A 16221-nucleotide genomic window follows, 5' to 3' on the forward strand; every position below is an offset into this window, starting at 1 on the left:
GCCATAAGTTTATCAGTTCCACATAAAAATACAAACAGAACCATCTTGAAAGTCCGCAAGATGCCGTAAACGAGTTTCATCCATTATCCTAAAAGTCAGTATCAAATAATCACAATAATAATATCTTTGCAGCATGAGTGAAAAAGAAATCTCCATACCAGAAGAAATAATCGCTAATAAAATATTTTTAGTTAGAGATAAAAAAGTGATGTTGGACAGCAGTCTTGCGGAGCTTTATCAAGTAGAAACAAAACGTTTAAATGAGCAAGTAAAAAGAAATAGTGATCGTTTTCCAGATGATTTTATGTTTCAACTTACTAAAGAAGAATGGACAGACTTGAAGTCGCAAAATGCGACCTCAAGTTGGGGTGGACGACGTAGCGAACCTTTTGTATTTACTGAACATGGAGTTTTAATGCTTTCGAGCGTTTTAAATAGTGAAAGAGCCATTGCTGTAAACATCAAGATCATGAGAGTTTATACAAGAATAAAAGAAATGTTACTTACCAGCAATGATTTATTATTACGAATGGAAAAGTTAGAAAGAAATACCAGTAAACACGATATGCAAATTTCACAGGTTTTTGATCTCATAAAACAGTTGGTAAAACGAGAAGAAGCTCCACGTACACAAATAGGTTATAAAGCAGATAACGAGTAAAAAGCCAACGCACGCCAGCCGCACATGTTTTGGCTGGCTGCCAACGCTCACGCAGCACATTACTTTTTTATAGAAATCTCTAACTATCAGAAAATAGGAAACCATAAAAAAGTAAAGAGCTGCTGCCATTGCGCTCACACCATTCAAAAGCCCCAAGCTATCTTTACATAATAGAAGTTATGTTCGCAAACGACACTTTTTAAGGAACCCCAGCTGGCGCGAGCGTCACGCTCGTGATCTACACAAGAAGAGTAAATAATAAAAGAGGAAAGCTAGCAATGGTTTTCCTTTTTTTACGCGATAAAATCCCCCTGCTGGTGCGAGCGTAATTAGCCGGAACGGCTAGCGCGAGCATCTTGCTCGTGCCCTCAAAGAAAAGTAAACTGATTTTTATCTATTTTTACTAAAAAAAGTTGATGAGCCGAAATTATGAATATGCGGCTAAGAGCAATTGCCTGGTAGACGTGCGCGACACGGCAGACGCCTCTCCTAGAAACATCACCGGTGGCGGCATGTCTGAATGGGAATATTACGGTGGCTTTAAGGACAAACACATCACCAGTGATAAATACATTTATGGCGATCTTAACGGCAACATGACTGCCCTGCTACCAACGAGGCTCTTTTAAAATAGACCGTCACTTATAAGGGACGTAATTCATTTATAGATAGTTAGAAAAATGATTACTTAAATAGTATTTGAATTTACAAAAGGGAAAGCTAGATAGGCTTTCCTTTTGTAGTTTATAAGGAGTTATTTATTTAATGACATAGTGTACAGGCATTTTTTCTATTTTCTTGTATTCTAATTGCTTTTTTTTGTTCAAGTCAATTGGTATATTGGTGTAAATAAATAGGGGTCCTTTCAAATGTTTCAATTGGTGTATTACCGCCTAAACTCATTTGAGGTTTTATTGTGTTATAGGTCATAACAGTTTGATCAAGACACCTATTAAGTTGTTCTCTAGTATTTATTTCTTTATGAAAGAGAAATTCATGTTTGATTGTTTTGTTCATTGCTTCAATCATAGAGTTAGAAAACACTACGTCTTTTTGAGGGATATTATGGTCCATATTAAGCTCGTACCTATCTTTAAAGCTAGCGACTATTTTGTTTACATTTTCAATTCCACCATCGGTAAGAAATTGTAATTGCTGTGGTTTGTATTTTTCAGTAGCATTTTGAATCATAGATTTTATTGCGATAGCAGAGCTGTTATTCTCGACTCTATAACCGAGTATCATTTTAGAGTAGTGATCCATAAGAAAATGAATGTAATGTTTCTTATTATCAGGTGTTTTAAAGATGGTAACATCAGCGCACCAAACTTCATTAGGTGTTGATGTTTTTAAAGGCTGATAATCATCTGATTTTCTTTTTCTAGGACGATTCTTAAAACCAAGTAACCTACAATATTTATAAAAAGTGGTCATACCACATGTTAACTCACCATCTCGAACTGCTTTTAGATAAACAGAAGACTTAGACCAAAATTTATAATTGACATCACTCCTATACTTTTTGATGGTCCGTACCTCAGTAGATAGAAGTTGATGGGAAAACCTACGCACACACCAATTAAAATAAGAAGGTTCACACTTATGAATCACAATAGATTTATAATTTTCAAAAGTGCTTCTGGAAATGTTGAATACTTTTAATGCTTGATTGATAGGGATGTGTTCTCTAACTTTCTCGATGGTATTTACAACCATTTCTTTTTATTCTTTGATGATAGACTTCATTCCTTTGACTTGAGAAATCACTTTATAAAAAGTATCGGCTAGTTTAAAATAGCATTCATTGATCTTTTTTATTTTAAAAGATTGGTTGATCGGCTTGATCAATTCTATTTCTTCCTTAATGATTTTATTAACTTCACAGAATTGATATTTATCATTAGATTCTTGTTTCCATCTAGAAATATTAAAACATGGAATAGCTGCTATTTGTTCATTGGATAATATATGATTTAACAGTCCGTTTCTTGTGATATGTTTTATAGCTGTGTCGTAGGATTTTCTATTGTGATTCATGGAGTGAAAATATAGAAAGTGGCTATAATAAAAAGGGTCATTTGCAACTGCTGCTTTTGAGAATCTACATATTTACAATTATAGTTTCATAGATATTTAGATGTCCGGTATGTAAAATTCTGATTAGTGGATTGTAGTTGCGTTTCATATCAATCAAACTATAAAACTTTATTTAAAAGGTCAAACAATCCTAATGACTTTAAATGTGTTTTTTAAAATAGTGGTTGAATAGTTTAAAAAGAGTAATATCATTTAGAATTGAACCCTCTTAATAACAATTGATTTTGAGATAATTAGGCTAATATCATCTTTCAAAAAGTTTGAACTCTGTCCTCTCGAGGTCACGAATAAATAGTATCATAAGGAAAAACGCCAAGCTCTCTTGAGCGTTTTTTTGTTTATACTATTTTCAAAATGCTGCTTTAAAGGAACCCTTTATAAACTTATTAATAGCTGTTTATTTGCAATCTACCTTCTTTTTATATAGGTGGTTTTGAGATTTGTGACTGCAGTCTAAAACCTTATTGATATTTTATAAAATGTATTTTTAAACCTTCTGTACCTAGAGTTCCGCAAAACTTTTTACATTTATACTCATGATGCAGATGGATCAAGAAATTGTATTAAGGCCTAGGTTTCAAAAAAGCCTTTCTATGACACGAGAAGTGTTTATGGGTTTGTTTGATGCGCTCCATTCCGACAAGCAATATGTGGTAAGTAAGGCAGATGCTCATGTCTTTATACGTATTCCTAAAAACAGATCTCATTTTTGGTCTCCAGAATTACACCTAGAGGTACAGGAGGAAACAGATGATCGCTTACTGCTTAAAGGTTTATATGGTCCTAAACCTACTGTATGGACTATGTTTATGTTTTTGCATTTTCTTGTTGCAGGACTTTTCATCGCTTCCTCGATCTGGTTGTATACCCGATTTACCTTAAAAGATTCTATAAACTTTCCTTTAATATTCATGATTTTAATGCTGCTTATTTGGGTAGTTCTTTACATCTCTGGAAGGATGGGCAGGAAAAAGGGAGAAGATCAAATGAAAGAATTACAACAGTTCTTGGATCGGGTATTAGAGACCGAGGGAGTTTAATAGTGGTGCTTTGGCAACATGACTAAGGGCATTAAAAAAAGTGTCAAACGCAAAAAAGTTCCATAGCGATGATGAAACTTTACAGTTGATTTCTTTGATTGATGCTAGTTGACCGTATAACCCGTAAGACTTTGCACCGTTAAAATTTGTGCACTCTGAGGCACTGGTAGCGCTACTCCTAAAGAAGAAAAATCTTCCAACATATAGTCCAATTGATTTTCAGACTTGATGAGTCCTATATCTTTTGCCCAATAGTTATCAATGACGACAACATCTTGTGACTGTAATAGGGGTACTTGCTGGGTAAATCCAGCAATGCTTAAATCGGTGGTAATAGAAGCGTTGATGATGAGTTGTGAGTGTATCACCTCTGTATAACTCATTCCTTCTACAGTCATTTGGGCTACAGCAGCTTGTTGTATTGTGGTGACCTCATAATTAATATCTAAGTCAAAATTCTGAACGGTTTGTGCTGTTGATCCAGTAGTGCTGTACAGTTCTGTACCTGCACTGGCATTTTGATCGTAAAGAGTACCGTTAGTAATAGTGACAGTAAAGTTGTTCAATCCTTGAAGTCCAAAATCAATAGTTCCATTCCCTATCAATTTTCCCGATACTGCTTGCAATGCACCGCCGCTTAAAATACGTGTCATGAATCCAACAGGTGTTGTGGGGTTTGCTGTTAGCGTATACTCATTTCCAGTTACAGAAGCTACGCTAAGGCTTTCTGAAGAAGTATCTGTTCCTGTTACTATATCATAATCCCAATTGTTTGCGACGGCAAGGGGAAAGTAACTAAAGTCTGTATTAGTTCCACTAGAACCGCCATTATCATCATTAGGATCACAAGAAACTAATGAAATAAGACAAAGTGCAAGTATTGTTTTTTTGAACATAATTATTTTCTTAATGAGTAAATATATTAGAATTATATAGAAGTCTGTTGACTATTGTACATTTTATATTAATGTAAATGATTGATTTACATCATTTACTATATAGGATTATAGGTCACAGGAACCGAGAAAGGAACAGTTACCTTTTCACCTCTCGATTCACCTGGTATCATTTGAGGGAGGCTAAAGATCACTCTTTTTGCTTCTAGAGATAAGAAGGTATTCATTCCTCTAGCCGTTATACTTGCCACATTACCTTCGGTATCAATCGTATAGTAAACATAAGTGCTTACTTTTTCATAAACACCAAAGGTGTTTCCCAGGCCTACATCATAGGTCCTTATGATATGTTCTTGAACCATTTGACTGCTACATTTTTGAATTTCTATTTGTGTCGTCTCTGGGCAGTTTGGAAATCTAGGCTGTTTTTCAACTACTAAATAGCTATCGTCATTCAGTTGTTTGTTATCCTTGTTTTTAAATATTTCAGCTTGTTTTAATCGTATTTCTTCCTGAAACTCTTCTTCAGCGAGGTTAAGAGCTAATAATTGTTCGGCTTTGTTTTTATATAAAGAATAGGCTTTATTTTGATCAATGACGTATTGATAAGCAGCTCTAGCATCTGTAGTTTCTCCGTAAGCGTGATGTATAAACCCTTTTAAATAATATAGTTCTTCTAAATGTTTTTGATCCTTTTCTTGAATCGCTAAGTTGATCGCATCTAAGCCTTTATGGTACTCTGATTCAGATAGGTAGTGCTTAGCTTTTTCATAAGTGGTTCTTTCTGAACCATTTGTTTTTGTTACAACATTCGACTTAGGTTGACAACTGCTCACCAGTAACACCGTAATTATAAAGAGGTAGTATAGATTTTTCATCTAGAAGATTTTATGGTGATAATTTATAATGTACACAAAGCTAATGCTATTCATATAGTATATTTGCCTTTATGGCAGGAAATACCTTTGGTAAGCAATTTACCGTTACAACATATGGAGAATCTCATGGAATCGCGCTAGGTGGCGTTATCGACGGGTGTCCGGCAGGAATAGATATAGACTTAGAGGCAATCCAACTGGATTTAGACCGACGCAAACCCGGTCAAAGCAAGATTGTTACCCAGCGAAAGGAAAGTGATACCGTCACTATCTATTCTGGAATTTTTGAAGGAAAAACTACAGGAACACCTTTAGGGTTTCAAATTGTAAATGAGAATCAAAAATCTAAAGATTATTCTCATATAAAAGAAACCTACCGACCTAGTCATGCCGATAAGGTGTATGATGATAAATATGGTCATCGGGATTACCGCGGGGGTGGGCGCAGCAGTGCTCGTGAAACTGTAAGTAGGGTAGTGGCAGGAGCTATCGCAAAACAATTGCTTTCTCAGATCAAAATAACAGCTTACACCAGTAGTGTAGGAGATCTTTTTATAGATAAACCTTACCAAGAACTCGATTTCTCAGAGATTGAAAACAATGCGGTGCGCTGTCCTGATATCGCTTTCGCGAAAGCGATGGAAGAAAAAATCCTTCAAACCAGAAAAGAAGGTGATACCATAGGAGGAACTATATCCTGTGTGATTCAAGGCCTACCAGCTGGTCTAGGAGAACCTGTATTTGATAAACTGCATGCAGATCTTGGAAAAGCCATGCTTTCTATCAATGCGGTAAAAGGTTTTGAATACGGTAGTGGTTTTGCTGGTACCCAACTCAAAGGAAGCGAGCATAACGATCAATACAATGCAGATGGAACTACCAAAACGAATTTAAGTGGTGGTATTCAAGGCGGTATTTCTAACGGTATGGATGTTTATTTTAGAGTGGCCTTTAAACCTGTAGCGACCATCATGCAATCTCAAGAAACCATAAATTCTAAAGGCGAACTCGTAGAAATGCAAGGAAAAGGAAGGCACGACCCCTGTGTGGTACCTCGAGCAGTGGTGATCGTAGAAGCGATGGCAGCACTCGTACTAGCCGACCACTTTCTAAGAGCGCGTAATTCAAAGTTATCCTATGACGGTTAAAGATTTATTTAGGCTTGTTTTTAAAAGTATAGGGGTTATATGTTTGTTTTACTCATTCATTAGTTTATTTGGGTTGATAGGTCCGTTGATGGATAGCGGAGATGCTAGTAGTCTTTTCGTTTTCGGTGCAGCCGTATTATTAGTGATCATAGCAATTTACTTGGTGTTTTTCATATTTGTTGACAAGCTCATTACCCAATTAAAATTAGATAAAGGATTTGATAATCAGCAAGTCAACTTTGGTACGATAAATACAGGAAAAGTATTTGAAGTGATTCTATTTACTCTTGGAATGATAAATATAATCAACGTCCTACCAGATTTTATACATTGGTTTTTTAAGAAATTTCAAAAAGAGGTATCCCATCAAAGCACAGACATTTTCTCTGGAATGACATCTTATGACCTTACCTATGACCTTATATATTTTGGAGTAGGTTTATCAGTGATTTTACTTAGAAAACAGATTGTCAAGCTGTTACAATAATGGTTGGCGTTATGATTTGATTTTTGAATTAACTTGCGCATAAATTTCTATTTTATTTTAGAAAATAGAAAGCAGAAACACCACAAAAAGATTACCTATATTACGAAAATTAGATTAAAAGAAGACAGGATTACATGAAGAAATTAGCACTACACTGGCAGATATTAATAGGAATGGTTGCAGGAATCCTTTTTGGATTTGCAATGATGCAATTTGATTGGGGAAAAAATTTTGTTGGAGATTGGGTAGAGCCGGTAGGTACCATCTTTGTAAACCTATTAAAACTTATTGCCATCCCTTTAATTCTAGCATCCTTGATCAAGGGAATCTCTGACCTAAAGGACATAGCTAGGTTTAAGAAAATGGGTGTGCGCACCATCATTATTTATATTTGTACGACGGTCGTGGCTATCGTAATAGGCTTAGGTCTGGTCAATTTAATAAAGCCAGGTGTAGGATTACCAGAAGAGACCAAGGAACGAATAAGTGCAGCGTATAGCACCAATGAAAAAATCGCAAAAACTCAAGAGACAGCATCAATGCAAGAAGATCAAGGTCCATTGCAGTTTTTAGTAGATATGGTTCCTGATAATGCACTTTCTGCTATGAGTAATAATTCCTTGATGCTTCAAGTTATTTTCTTTGCTTTGTTTTTAGGGATATCTATGTTACTAGTAGGAGAAAAGAGAGCCAAACCTTTAAAAGACTTTTTTGATAGTCTGAATGATGTGGTACTCAAAATGGTCGATCTGATCATGTTGAGCGCGCCATTTGCCGTTTTTGCATTGCTTGCTACAGTTGTTGTAACTGCCGAAGATCCTGAGATCCTACTTGCATTGCTCAAATATGCTGGAGTGGTCGTTTTAGGATTGGGTTTAATGATAGGTTTTTACTGTTTGATTTTTGCTGTATACGTAAAAAAATCACCTTTGTGGTTTTTGCAACAAATTGCTCCTGCTCAATTACTCGCATTTTCAACAAGTTCCAGCGCAGCTACCTTGCCGGTAACTATGGAACGAGTGGAAGAACACATGGGTGTAGAGAAGGATGTTTCTAGTTTTGTACTTCCAGTAGGAGCGACCATTAATATGGATGGAACCAGTTTATACCAAGCCGTTGCAGCAGTATTCATTATGCAAGTACTATGGCCTGAAGGTTTAGAATTTAGTAATCAAATAACCATAATACTTACCGCTCTAGTAGCTTCCATTGGATCTGCTGCAGTTCCAGGTGCTGGTATGGTTATGTTAGTGATCGTATTAAAGTCAGTTAATTTCCCAGATGATCAACTTCCTCTTGCTCTTGCACTGATTTTTGCTGTAGATAGACCATTAGACATGCTTCGTACCACGGTTAACGTAACTGGAGATGCTACTGTTGCTTCTGTGGTAGCTAAGAGTTTGGGTAAATTTGGCAAGCCTCGTGTAGAGAACTGGGACGATCATCTCGATGAGGTGTCTTCCTAGTGAAGCAGCTTGATGCATGGCTCCCATAGAAACCTATTGTCATATTAAGTATCATGAGGAATGAGAATTGTTTGTTTTTCATTCCGCTTTCGCGAAAGCGAATACAAATCACTGCTTTCATTGATAATATTACATAATATTAACGTAATACATCCTTTTTTCTCCTTAATTTACCACATTAACTAATTTAAAAAACCAAAACATGAACGTTTGTTTTATCATGTATCCTTGGGAAGAAATCAACCCAGAAAGCGATTCTACTTTAACTCTTATTCACGAATGTGTCAAACGAGGACATCGTGTCGCCATAGCTACTCCATCAAATCTTACTATTAGAAATAGCATTGCTTATGCGTTCTCTAAGATGATCAAGAAAACAGATAAAGTGCCTGCACAGCTAAAGTCTTTTTATAAAAACACCATACTTAAAGAAAAAATGTTACCGCTCGCAGGTTTTGACGTGATCATGATGAGAGCAAATCCGCCTTTGGACCCTATTGCTTTAAATTTTCTCGACTCTGTAAAAGATGATGTATTTATTGTCAATGATATTGAAGGCTTGCGCGAGGCTAATAATAAATTGTACACCGCCTGTTTTGATGATCCTAATAACGAAATCATTCCAGCGACTCATGTCTCTAAGAATAAGGAATATTTGAAATCTGTCATCAAGGAAAGTCCTAAGGATAAAATGATCATGAAACCCTTAAACGGTTTTGGAGGTAGTGGCGTGATCATGATTGAAAAAACAGCCATGGGTAATGTCAACTCGCTATTGGACTTTTATATAGATAATAAAGACGGAACCACAAATTATGTCATTCTTCAAGATTATATAGAAGGAGCAGAAAAAGGCGATGCGCGTATTTTATTATTAAATGGAAAACCCATAGGAGCGGTACAACGTGTACCTGGTGCTGAAGACCATCGTTCTAACATAAGCGCTGGTGGCACCTTTAAGAAGCATGCGCTTACAGCAGCAGAGAAAAACCTTTGTAAAAAAATAGGTCCTAAATTAGTCAAAGATGGTTTGTACTTTGTAGGAATAGATGTTATTAATGGAATGCTGGTAGAAGTAAACGTGATGTCTCCAGGAGGCATTACCTATATCAACAAAGCATCTAAAGTAAAGTTACAAGAAAAAGTCATAGACTTTTTTGAAGAAGTAGTAGAAGATCGCATCAAACAACTGGAAAGGCGGAACAAGCTAAAAAGCACCATACTAGATGATTAAACTTTCTATTCGTGAGATCATAACTCGTATTGAAAACCAAGAAAGCTTCCATGCAGTTGCAGAAGATTATTCGTTTTCTATAAAAATTGAAGATTATGTGCCTTATGCTTGTGCGGCGGTTCATGACGGTCATCATTTTTCAAAAGATTTATGGGACAACTGTTTGCATACCGAGTACGATCGCTGGTATGAAGAAGATCCGGGTACAGGTCAGATGATTTCTGGTTTGCCTATTACCTTAATTGCACATGACAGTAGGTTTGAGTACGATTTAAACAGAGCCCCGGAGACGGCTATTTATGACACTGCCTGGGGAAAAACACTTTGGAAGAAACCCTTAAGCCAAGAGAAAAAAGATAGAGCTCATAGAAAACACGATAATTTCTATAAAGTAGTCCTTAGCCTTATTGTTAAATTAGAGGAGCTTTTCGGAAGTAGTGTTTTTTACGATATGCATTCTTATAATTGGAAAAGATGGGATCGAGAAGTACCCGTTTTCAATATAGGAACTACTAATGTAGATGAAGAGAAGTACCGTGCTGAGATCACGCAATGGCAAGATATCTTAGACGATGTTCAATTGCCTATAGAGCAAAAAGTGCATTGTACCATCAATGATGTTTTTAAAGGAAATGGTTACTTTTTAAAATATGTAACTAATAACTCGTTAAACACACTTGTTCTCGCTACAGAAATTTCAAAGATATATGCAGATGAAACTACGGGAAGAATTTTTCCAGAAGTAGTAACAACTGTTCAAGACCTTCTTAAGTATTATATTAAAGCACATGCCCACCGTTTTTATGATAGATACCACACTCCCAAAATATAAGAACATAGATTTGAATACCTATCAAGATGTATTTGATATCGATGCAAATGTTCATAGAATCGTAAAAAACTTAGAGCTTCTAGCCTATATCAATCCGTTGAATATTGCTCAGGAGCGCAAAGAGTTTTTTAAATCTAAATTTACCTACGAGCCCAATTTCAAATACCGCAAGCTTAAGTTCAAGCCCTATAAGTTGCACCGTATGTTTTATAGCCAGCGGCTGGAACGCATACAAGATGAGGATATCAGATCTTTGTATAAAGATGTTATTTACACCTATAGCGGTCTTGTACAATGCATGGAAACGATCAGTGAACCCAACAGCAAGTTTTATTACAACAGCTTGCGCTTTTTTGGAACACCTACAGAGAAGATGGTGGAAAATGCTAAATTCATTCTGCATTTTCAAGAAGAAAAACTTATAGCGCCTAAATACGACGCTGTACTTAGTACTGCCGAAGCCGAAGCTTTTTTTATCAAATATCGAGAGTTGTACGATTTTGATTTTAAAATCAAAACAAGCAGTGCGATGAGTGCTTCAGCTATGGTCTCTAACAAGGATAGAATGCTTATTTTAAAGAAAGGTCACAAGTATTCACAACATGAATTGAACGTGCTGGCACATCACGAAATAGGAGTGCATTTGGTGACCACTTTTAACGCTATAGAGCAGCCGTTATATGTTTTCGGCAATGGATTTCCTAATAATGTAGAAACACAAGAAGGGCTTGCTGTGATGTCTGAATATATGAGTGGTAATTTAACTTTAACAAGATTAAAAGAACTGGCTTATCGTGTCATAGCAACAGATTCCCTGATAAAAGGTTATTCCTTTGCAGATACCTTTGACCTGATACACGGTAAGTACAAACTCGATCGGGAGCGTGCTTTTAACATCACATTACGCATACATCGCGGCGGCGGTTTTACCAAAGACGCGTTGTACCTTTCTGGGCTTAAAAAGGTATACGACCTCTATAAATCTAATGCTAGTATTGACAACATGCTCTTAGGAAAATGTTCTTTAGAATACGATCCTATTATTGAAAAAATGAAGTCCTTAAATTTAGTCTTACCAGCGGCACACAAAGCCAGAAGTTTTGATGAACAGTTGAATACTAATCCTACTATTGATTTTATTTTAGGGCATTTGAAATAGTAGAGAAGAAGTGGCTGTTGTTCCGCTTTCGCGAAAGCTTAACAACAACAATTAATAGCCATATCTTAAGGTAAACTGCTGCTAGAATATGTACTATTGCAATTCCTAAAAACAGACCATGTCAGACTTACGTAAACAATTAGAAGAACGATCAGCAGATACTTGTGAGCTTTGCGCTGCAAAAGATACCTTAGAAATTAAGGTCAGCTTAGATGTATATGAAGTTCCAGACTCTCCTAAAAACGTCAAGGACACGACTATTTTTGCTTGTGAGACCTGTAGAATGCAATTGGAAGGAGAAACAGAAGTAGATCCTAACCACTGGCGTGCGCTTAATGATTCTATGTGGAGTACCGTCCCAGCAGTGCAAGTGGTGGTATACAGAATGCTCGATCAATTGCGAGCTGAAGGCTGGCCAGTAGATCTTATCGACATGATGTATATGGAGGCAGATACAAAACAATGGGCTGAGGATGGAATCCAACGCGGTCCTAAAATCATTCATAAAGATGTGAATGGTAACATTCTTCATAGAGGTGATAGCATTGTAATTATTAAGGATCTCGATGTGAAAGGGTCTAGTCTTATTGCAAAACGAGGTACAGCCGTTCGTAATATTTCTTTAGTTCATGATAATGCAAATCAAATAGAAGGTAGGGTAGGACCTACTCAAGTAGTTTTATTGACCGAGTTTGTAAAGAAAACTTCTAAGGAAGAGTAATCTGTAAGGTATCATTAGGTTTTAAACGGCCGTCAATACTTTAGTTATGAACTGATTTCTTTATGGACATCATGGCAAGATCAAGGTCCTTATGCTTTATTAAATACAAACCTTTGAAGACGTTTTATCAATAGGAATTTAATACAAGCTTTGATCTGAGGGGAGTTTTTTGTTTTCTACCTTAAAAACACTGTCGAAGTTTATTTGTTATGCGATAAAATGTATGGAATGACTCTATATCATGGAGCTAAGAAGTGTGTTTTATTTATAATCCCCTGAGGCAACTGCACCTGCTTTTATTGAAATGAAACACCGATGACGCTCTTTAGAGCACCATGTCTCGATAGGATCTAATTTTGCTGCTCTCGCTTTCCATTAATTCAAGACTTACCGCCATTCTCGTTGCTTTGCTTTTGCTTTAAATAACTTCCTATGGCAGCTCCTATTGCAATTCCAACACCTGTCCCTAAGGCTAAATTTCCGATGGCCAGACCAATGGCCGATCCAAATACCACTCCTAATGAAATTCCTAGAGCTAATTTATTTCCTTTTTTCAATTATTTTTAGACAAATCAATTGTTTTAATAGAGTCGCATGACACAGGTTCTTGTAAATTTCACTCCTCTTTTATAAAAATTTGGTGGACGCGACACAAATCATTTTTTAGCTGCTTGTTATCGGTATAACATAAAATCTATAGTCATCCTTGTCTTTTACGGTAATGAATTGGATACTACTCGTAACGCAAGGCTTCAATAGGGTCGAGCTTTGCTGCTTTTACCGCTGGAATAACACCAGAAGCAAAGGCTATTAAAACAGAAACAATAGTTGCAGCAATAATCGCATTCCACGGGATTTCAAATGGGATTTCAAACCCAGCAGAAACCGCATATCCTATAAGCATTCCTAACAGAATACCTACTATGCTGCCGTACTGACTGATTAAAAAGGTCTCAATAAAAAACTGCCATGAAATCGTGCTGCGTTTAGCACCAAGAGCTTTTCTAACACCTATTTCACGCGTGCGCTCTGTAACAGAAACCAACATGATATTCATCAGTGCTATAGAAGAGCCAAAAATGGTGATCAGACTTATGATAATAGCAGCAATATTTAAAGAAGAAGTTATATCATTCAAATTCCCCATTAGCTGATCGCTTTGTACGATTCCAAAATTATCTTCTTCAATAGGGTTGAGACCTCGGATATTTCGCATTAAAATAATCGCATCGTCTTTTGCCTTTTCTATAAAATTTTGCTCAAATACCTTGACGCTTAAATCATAATTGATATTAGGAGCTGTATAAATACCCCGTGCTGTTTCAATAGGAATAAGGATTCTTAAGTCTACGTTATTACCGAAGGTAGACCCCTTTTCTTCCAGAATACCAATTACTGTAAATTTATTACCTCGTATACTAAGGGTTTTACCTAATGGATTAAAGCCTTGGAATAGATCTTCTTGCATGTCGCTTCCTACCACACAGACTTTAGAATTATTTGAAATATCTAAAGAGGAAAACATACGACCTTCACCGAGTTTGATACCAGCATTCTCTGCATAGTATTCATTGACACCAGCAACGATGACTTCTGGTTTGGTCTTTCTGTCTTCACTTTTTACTTCGGCACTACTAGTGGCTTGAAAAGAAATGCCTACTTGAGTTAATGCGGTCTTATATTTATCTTTAAATTCTCTTACTTGTCGGTAATTGATAATAGGATTCACCTTGGTTCTTTTATTGCCACCACGACTTTGAAAACTACGCGAGTATTGCTGCACATAAAAGGTATTGGTTCCTATTCCTGAGAAACCATTATTTAAAGTGGAAGAAAGTGCATTTACAGCACTTAAAATCCCTACAAGAGCGGTGATTCCTATGGCAATGATAATAATGGTCAGTATGGTACGCAGCAATTGGCCTTTAATGCTTTGTTGTGCGATATTGATATTTTGGCGTAGTAATCCTATCATGGAAAGTAAGACTTGAAAATCGATAGAAAGTTACAAGTTCTTCAGGTAAATTATCTTTTTATTAAAATTACTTTAGGAACAGACGTCGCATAACTGTTTATATTTGCATCCTTAATAAAAATTATGGCACAGAAACCATCCATTCCTAAAGGTACCAGAGATTTTAGTCCGCTAGAAGTACAGCGCAGGCAGTATATCATGAACAAGATCCAGCGTCATTTTGAGCTGTACGGCTTTATGCCTATTGAAACTCCTAGTTTTGAGAATTCTGATACATTGATGGGTAAATACGGTGAAGAAGGTGACCGATTGATATTTAAAATTTTGAATAGTGGGGAATACCTTAAAAAGGCCGATCCAGAACTTTTGGAAACAGGTAAAGAAAATCAACTGACCGCCCAGATTTCTGATAAGGCATTGCGTTACGATCTTACCGTACCTTTTGCACGTTATGTGGTTCAAAATCAAAACGATATTACCTTTCCTTTTAAGAGGTATCAAATGCAAAATGTATGGCGAGCAGATCGCCCACAGAAAGGACGTTTTAGAGAATTTACCCAATGTGATGCAGACGTAGTAGGAAGCAACTCGCTTTTTCAAGAAGTAGAACTCGTACAATTATACGATACTGTTTTTACAGACTTAAAACTGAAGGCTTGCACTATAAAAATCAATAACCGTAAAGTTCTTGCAGGTATTGCTGAGGTAATGGGAGCAGAGGATAAGCTTATAGATTTTACGGTTGCATTAGATAAGCTGGATAAAATCGGAAAGGAAAAGGTACAGGAAGAAATGCTATCCAAAGGAATCAATCAACAAGCCATTGATATTCTGGATCCTGTTTTCTCCCTTTCTGGATCTTATGCAGAAAAGATTGCGAGCATGAAAGAATTGCTCAAAAATTCTGAAATAGGATTAAAAGGAATTGAAGAGCTCGAATTTATCAATACTTCCATTACCCAAATGCCTTTAAAAAGCGCTGTTCTGGATCTTGATATAACGCTTGCTCGGGGTTTGAATTATTACACAGGATGTATTTTTGAGGTCGCTGCTCCAGAAGGAGTTGCTATGGGAAGTGTAGGTGGTGGTGGCCGTTATGATGATTTAACTGGAATCTTTGGATTAAAAGACGTGAGTGGTGTCGGAATCAGTTTTGGACTGGACCGCATTTACTTAGTTTTGGAACAATTAGACCTTTTCCCAGACTCGGTAAGAGCAGGAGTAGAGGTATTGTTTATTAATTTTGGGATGAAAGAAGCGCAGTATTGTTCTTTGTGGTTGTCTCGCTTTCGCGAAAGCGGAATCAAAACAGAACTCTATCCCGATGCTGCAAAAATGAAGAAGCAAATGAGTTATGCAGATCGCAATGCTATTCCTTACGTGATTCTTGCCGGTGAAGATGAAATTACGACAGGAAAACTGAACCTAAAGAATATGGCCAGTGGCGAGCAATCGTTGCTGACCCCCGAAGAGATTATTTCAAAACTGTCTTAGATGCTCCTGAGTATCGATCAGGTATCCTTTTATAAATACCCTACGGGACGCTAATGCTGTTGAAGCAACAATCATATCAATTTGATATGGGCACTTTCAAACCTAAGCATTTGTATAATTAGTATACAACTGC

At 36.6% G+C, this 16221-nt stretch carries 17 protein-coding genes; 11 read left to right on the top strand and 6 right to left on the bottom strand.

What is annotated here, in order from left to right:
• The first annotated feature begins 133 nt into the window (after nt 1-133).
• Together F0365_RS12610 and F0365_RS12615 are read left to right on the top strand one after the other, a co-directional pair.
• Nucleotides 134-661 (top strand): ORF6N domain-containing protein, encoded by a 528-nt coding sequence (locus tag F0365_RS12610; protein ID WP_169934018.1) that lies wholly within the window; start codon nt 134-136, stop codon nt 659-661.
• Nucleotides 662-1125: 464 nt separating this feature from the next.
• Nucleotides 1126-1290 carry a hypothetical protein gene (locus F0365_RS12615; RefSeq protein WP_169934019.1) on the top strand — a complete coding sequence of 55 codons (165 nt, stop codon included), beginning with the start codon at nt 1126-1128 and terminating at the stop codon, nt 1288-1290.
• A gap of 199 nt (nt 1291-1489) precedes the next feature.
• Here F0365_RS12615 and F0365_RS12620 read toward each other — a convergent pair whose 3' ends face one another.
• Together F0365_RS12620 and F0365_RS12625 are read right to left on the bottom strand one after the other, a co-directional pair.
• Nucleotides 1490-2377 carry a DDE-type integrase/transposase/recombinase gene (locus F0365_RS12620; protein WP_169934020.1) on the bottom strand — a complete coding sequence of 296 codons (888 nt, stop codon included), beginning with the start codon at nt 2375-2377 and terminating at the stop codon, nt 1490-1492.
• 6 nt (nt 2378-2383) lie between these two features.
• On the bottom strand, nt 2384-2698 hold the full coding sequence (locus F0365_RS12625) for a hypothetical protein (protein ID WP_169934021.1): 315 nt from the start codon (nt 2696-2698) through the stop codon (nt 2384-2386).
• Nucleotides 2699-3294: 596 nt separating this feature from the next.
• On the opposite strand from F0365_RS12625, the gene F0365_RS12630 reads away from it, so the two are divergent.
• Nucleotides 3295-3798 (top strand): GTP-binding protein, encoded by a 504-nt coding sequence (locus tag F0365_RS12630; RefSeq protein ID WP_240961652.1) that lies wholly within the window; start codon nt 3295-3297, stop codon nt 3796-3798.
• Between the two features lie 104 nt (nt 3799-3902).
• Here F0365_RS12630 and F0365_RS12635 read toward each other — a convergent pair whose 3' ends face one another.
• Together F0365_RS12635 and F0365_RS12640 are read right to left on the bottom strand one after the other, a co-directional pair.
• Nucleotides 3903-4694 carry a chorismate synthase gene (locus tag F0365_RS12635; protein ID WP_169934022.1) on the bottom strand — a complete coding sequence of 264 codons (792 nt, stop codon included), beginning with the start codon at nt 4692-4694 and terminating at the stop codon, nt 3903-3905.
• Between the two features lie 98 nt (nt 4695-4792).
• A complete protein-coding gene (locus tag F0365_RS12640) occupies nt 4793-5572 on the bottom strand; it encodes a hypothetical protein (RefSeq protein WP_169934023.1) in 780 nt (259 codons plus the stop codon).
• A 71-nt stretch (nt 5573-5643) separates the two neighbouring features.
• Here F0365_RS12640 and aroC point away from each other — a divergent pair, with 71 nt between their 5' ends.
• The 7 genes from aroC to F0365_RS12675 all read left to right on the top strand — a co-directional run bounded on the left by aroC (nt 5644) and on the right by F0365_RS12675 (nt 12619).
• Nucleotides 5644-6720, top strand: coding sequence for a chorismate synthase (aroC, locus tag F0365_RS12645; protein WP_169934024.1), 1077 nt, complete (start codon nt 5644-5646; stop codon nt 6718-6720).
• Nucleotides 6710-7207: a hypothetical protein gene (locus tag F0365_RS12650; protein ID WP_169934025.1), complete on the top strand. Its 498-nt coding sequence runs from the start codon at nt 6710-6712 to the stop codon at nt 7205-7207. Before aroC ends, F0365_RS12650 begins: the two co-directional genes overlap by 11 nt.
• 134 nt (nt 7208-7341) lie before the next feature.
• Nucleotides 7342-8673 carry a dicarboxylate/amino acid:cation symporter gene (locus F0365_RS12655; protein ID WP_169934026.1) on the top strand — a complete coding sequence of 444 codons (1332 nt, stop codon included), beginning with the start codon at nt 7342-7344 and terminating at the stop codon, nt 8671-8673.
• Nucleotides 8674-8875: 202 nt separating this feature from the next.
• Nucleotides 8876-9907: a glutathione synthase gene (gshB, locus tag F0365_RS12660; protein WP_169934027.1), complete on the top strand. Its 1032-nt coding sequence runs from the start codon at nt 8876-8878 to the stop codon at nt 9905-9907.
• Nucleotides 9900-10739 carry an N-formylglutamate amidohydrolase gene (locus F0365_RS12665; RefSeq protein ID WP_169934028.1) on the top strand — a complete coding sequence of 280 codons (840 nt, stop codon included), beginning with the start codon at nt 9900-9902 and terminating at the stop codon, nt 10737-10739. Before gshB ends, F0365_RS12665 begins: the two co-directional genes overlap by 8 nt.
• Entirely contained in the window at nt 10696-11898 is a 1203-nt protein-coding gene (locus F0365_RS12670) for a flavohemoglobin expression-modulating QEGLA motif protein (protein ID WP_240961653.1), read from the top strand. The genes F0365_RS12665 and F0365_RS12670 overlap by 44 nt, the downstream gene beginning before the upstream one ends.
• Nucleotides 11899-12016: 118 nt before the next feature.
• Nucleotides 12017-12619 (top strand): PhnA domain-containing protein, encoded by a 603-nt coding sequence (locus tag F0365_RS12675; RefSeq protein WP_169934029.1) that lies wholly within the window; start codon nt 12017-12019, stop codon nt 12617-12619.
• A gap of 380 nt (nt 12620-12999) precedes the next feature.
• Here the strand turns inward: F0365_RS12675 and F0365_RS12680 are convergent, their stop codons facing one another.
• Nucleotides 13000-13176 (bottom strand): glycine zipper domain-containing protein, encoded by a 177-nt coding sequence (locus F0365_RS12680; RefSeq protein WP_169934030.1) that lies wholly within the window; start codon nt 13174-13176, stop codon nt 13000-13002.
• Between the two features lie 176 nt (nt 13177-13352).
• Nucleotides 13353-14594, bottom strand: a complete 1242-nt coding sequence (locus F0365_RS12685; RefSeq protein ID WP_169934031.1) for an ABC transporter permease — start codon at nt 14592-14594, stop codon at nt 13353-13355.
• A gap of 123 nt (nt 14595-14717) precedes the next feature.
• Here F0365_RS12685 and hisS point away from each other — a divergent pair, with 123 nt between their 5' ends.
• Complete coding sequence (gene hisS, locus F0365_RS12690) at nt 14718-16088, top strand: histidine--tRNA ligase (RefSeq protein ID WP_169934032.1); 1371 nt, start codon at nt 14718-14720, stop codon at nt 16086-16088.
• Nucleotides 16089-16221: the final 133 nt, after the last annotated feature.

This window comes from Nonlabens sp. Ci31 (assembly GCF_012974865.1).
GTDB lineage: Bacteria > Bacteroidota > Bacteroidia > Flavobacteriales > Flavobacteriaceae > Nonlabens.

Excerpts from the sequence above, each read along its gene's own strand:
- F0365_RS12635 (WP_169934022.1), bottom strand. The coding sequence starts at position 4,694 with ATGTTCAAAAAAACAATACTTGCACTTTGTCTTATTTCATTAGTTTCT.
- F0365_RS12665 (WP_169934028.1), top strand. The coding sequence starts at position 9,900 with ATGATTAAACTTTCTATTCGTGAGATCATAACTCGTATTGAAAACCAA.
- F0365_RS12610 (WP_169934018.1), top strand. The coding sequence starts at position 134 with ATGAGTGAAAAAGAAATCTCCATACCAGAAGAAATAATCGCTAATAAA.
- F0365_RS12670 (WP_240961653.1), top strand. The coding sequence starts at position 10,696 with ATGCCCACCGTTTTTATGATAGATACCACACTCCCAAAATATAAGAAC.
- F0365_RS12630 (WP_240961652.1), top strand. The coding sequence starts at position 3,295 with ATGATGCAGATGGATCAAGAAATTGTATTAAGGCCTAGGTTTCAAAAA.
- F0365_RS12675 (WP_169934029.1), top strand. The coding sequence starts at position 12,017 with ATGTCAGACTTACGTAAACAATTAGAAGAACGATCAGCAGATACTTGT.
- F0365_RS12625 (WP_169934021.1), bottom strand. The coding sequence starts at position 2,698 with ATGAATCACAATAGAAAATCCTACGACACAGCTATAAAACATATCACA.
- gshB (WP_169934027.1), top strand. The coding sequence starts at position 8,876 with ATGAACGTTTGTTTTATCATGTATCCTTGGGAAGAAATCAACCCAGAA.
- F0365_RS12620 (WP_169934020.1), bottom strand. The coding sequence starts at position 2,377 with ATGGTTGTAAATACCATCGAGAAAGTTAGAGAACACATCCCTATCAAT.
- F0365_RS12650 (WP_169934025.1), top strand. The coding sequence starts at position 6,710 with ATGACGGTTAAAGATTTATTTAGGCTTGTTTTTAAAAGTATAGGGGTT.
- F0365_RS12655 (WP_169934026.1), top strand. The coding sequence starts at position 7,342 with ATGAAGAAATTAGCACTACACTGGCAGATATTAATAGGAATGGTTGCA.
- aroC (WP_169934024.1), top strand. The coding sequence starts at position 5,644 with ATGGCAGGAAATACCTTTGGTAAGCAATTTACCGTTACAACATATGGA.
- hisS (WP_169934032.1), top strand. The coding sequence starts at position 14,718 with ATGGCACAGAAACCATCCATTCCTAAAGGTACCAGAGATTTTAGTCCG.
- F0365_RS12640 (WP_169934023.1), bottom strand. The coding sequence starts at position 5,572 with ATGAAAAATCTATACTACCTCTTTATAATTACGGTGTTACTGGTGAGC.
- F0365_RS12685 (WP_169934031.1), bottom strand. The coding sequence starts at position 14,594 with ATGATAGGATTACTACGCCAAAATATCAATATCGCACAACAAAGCATT.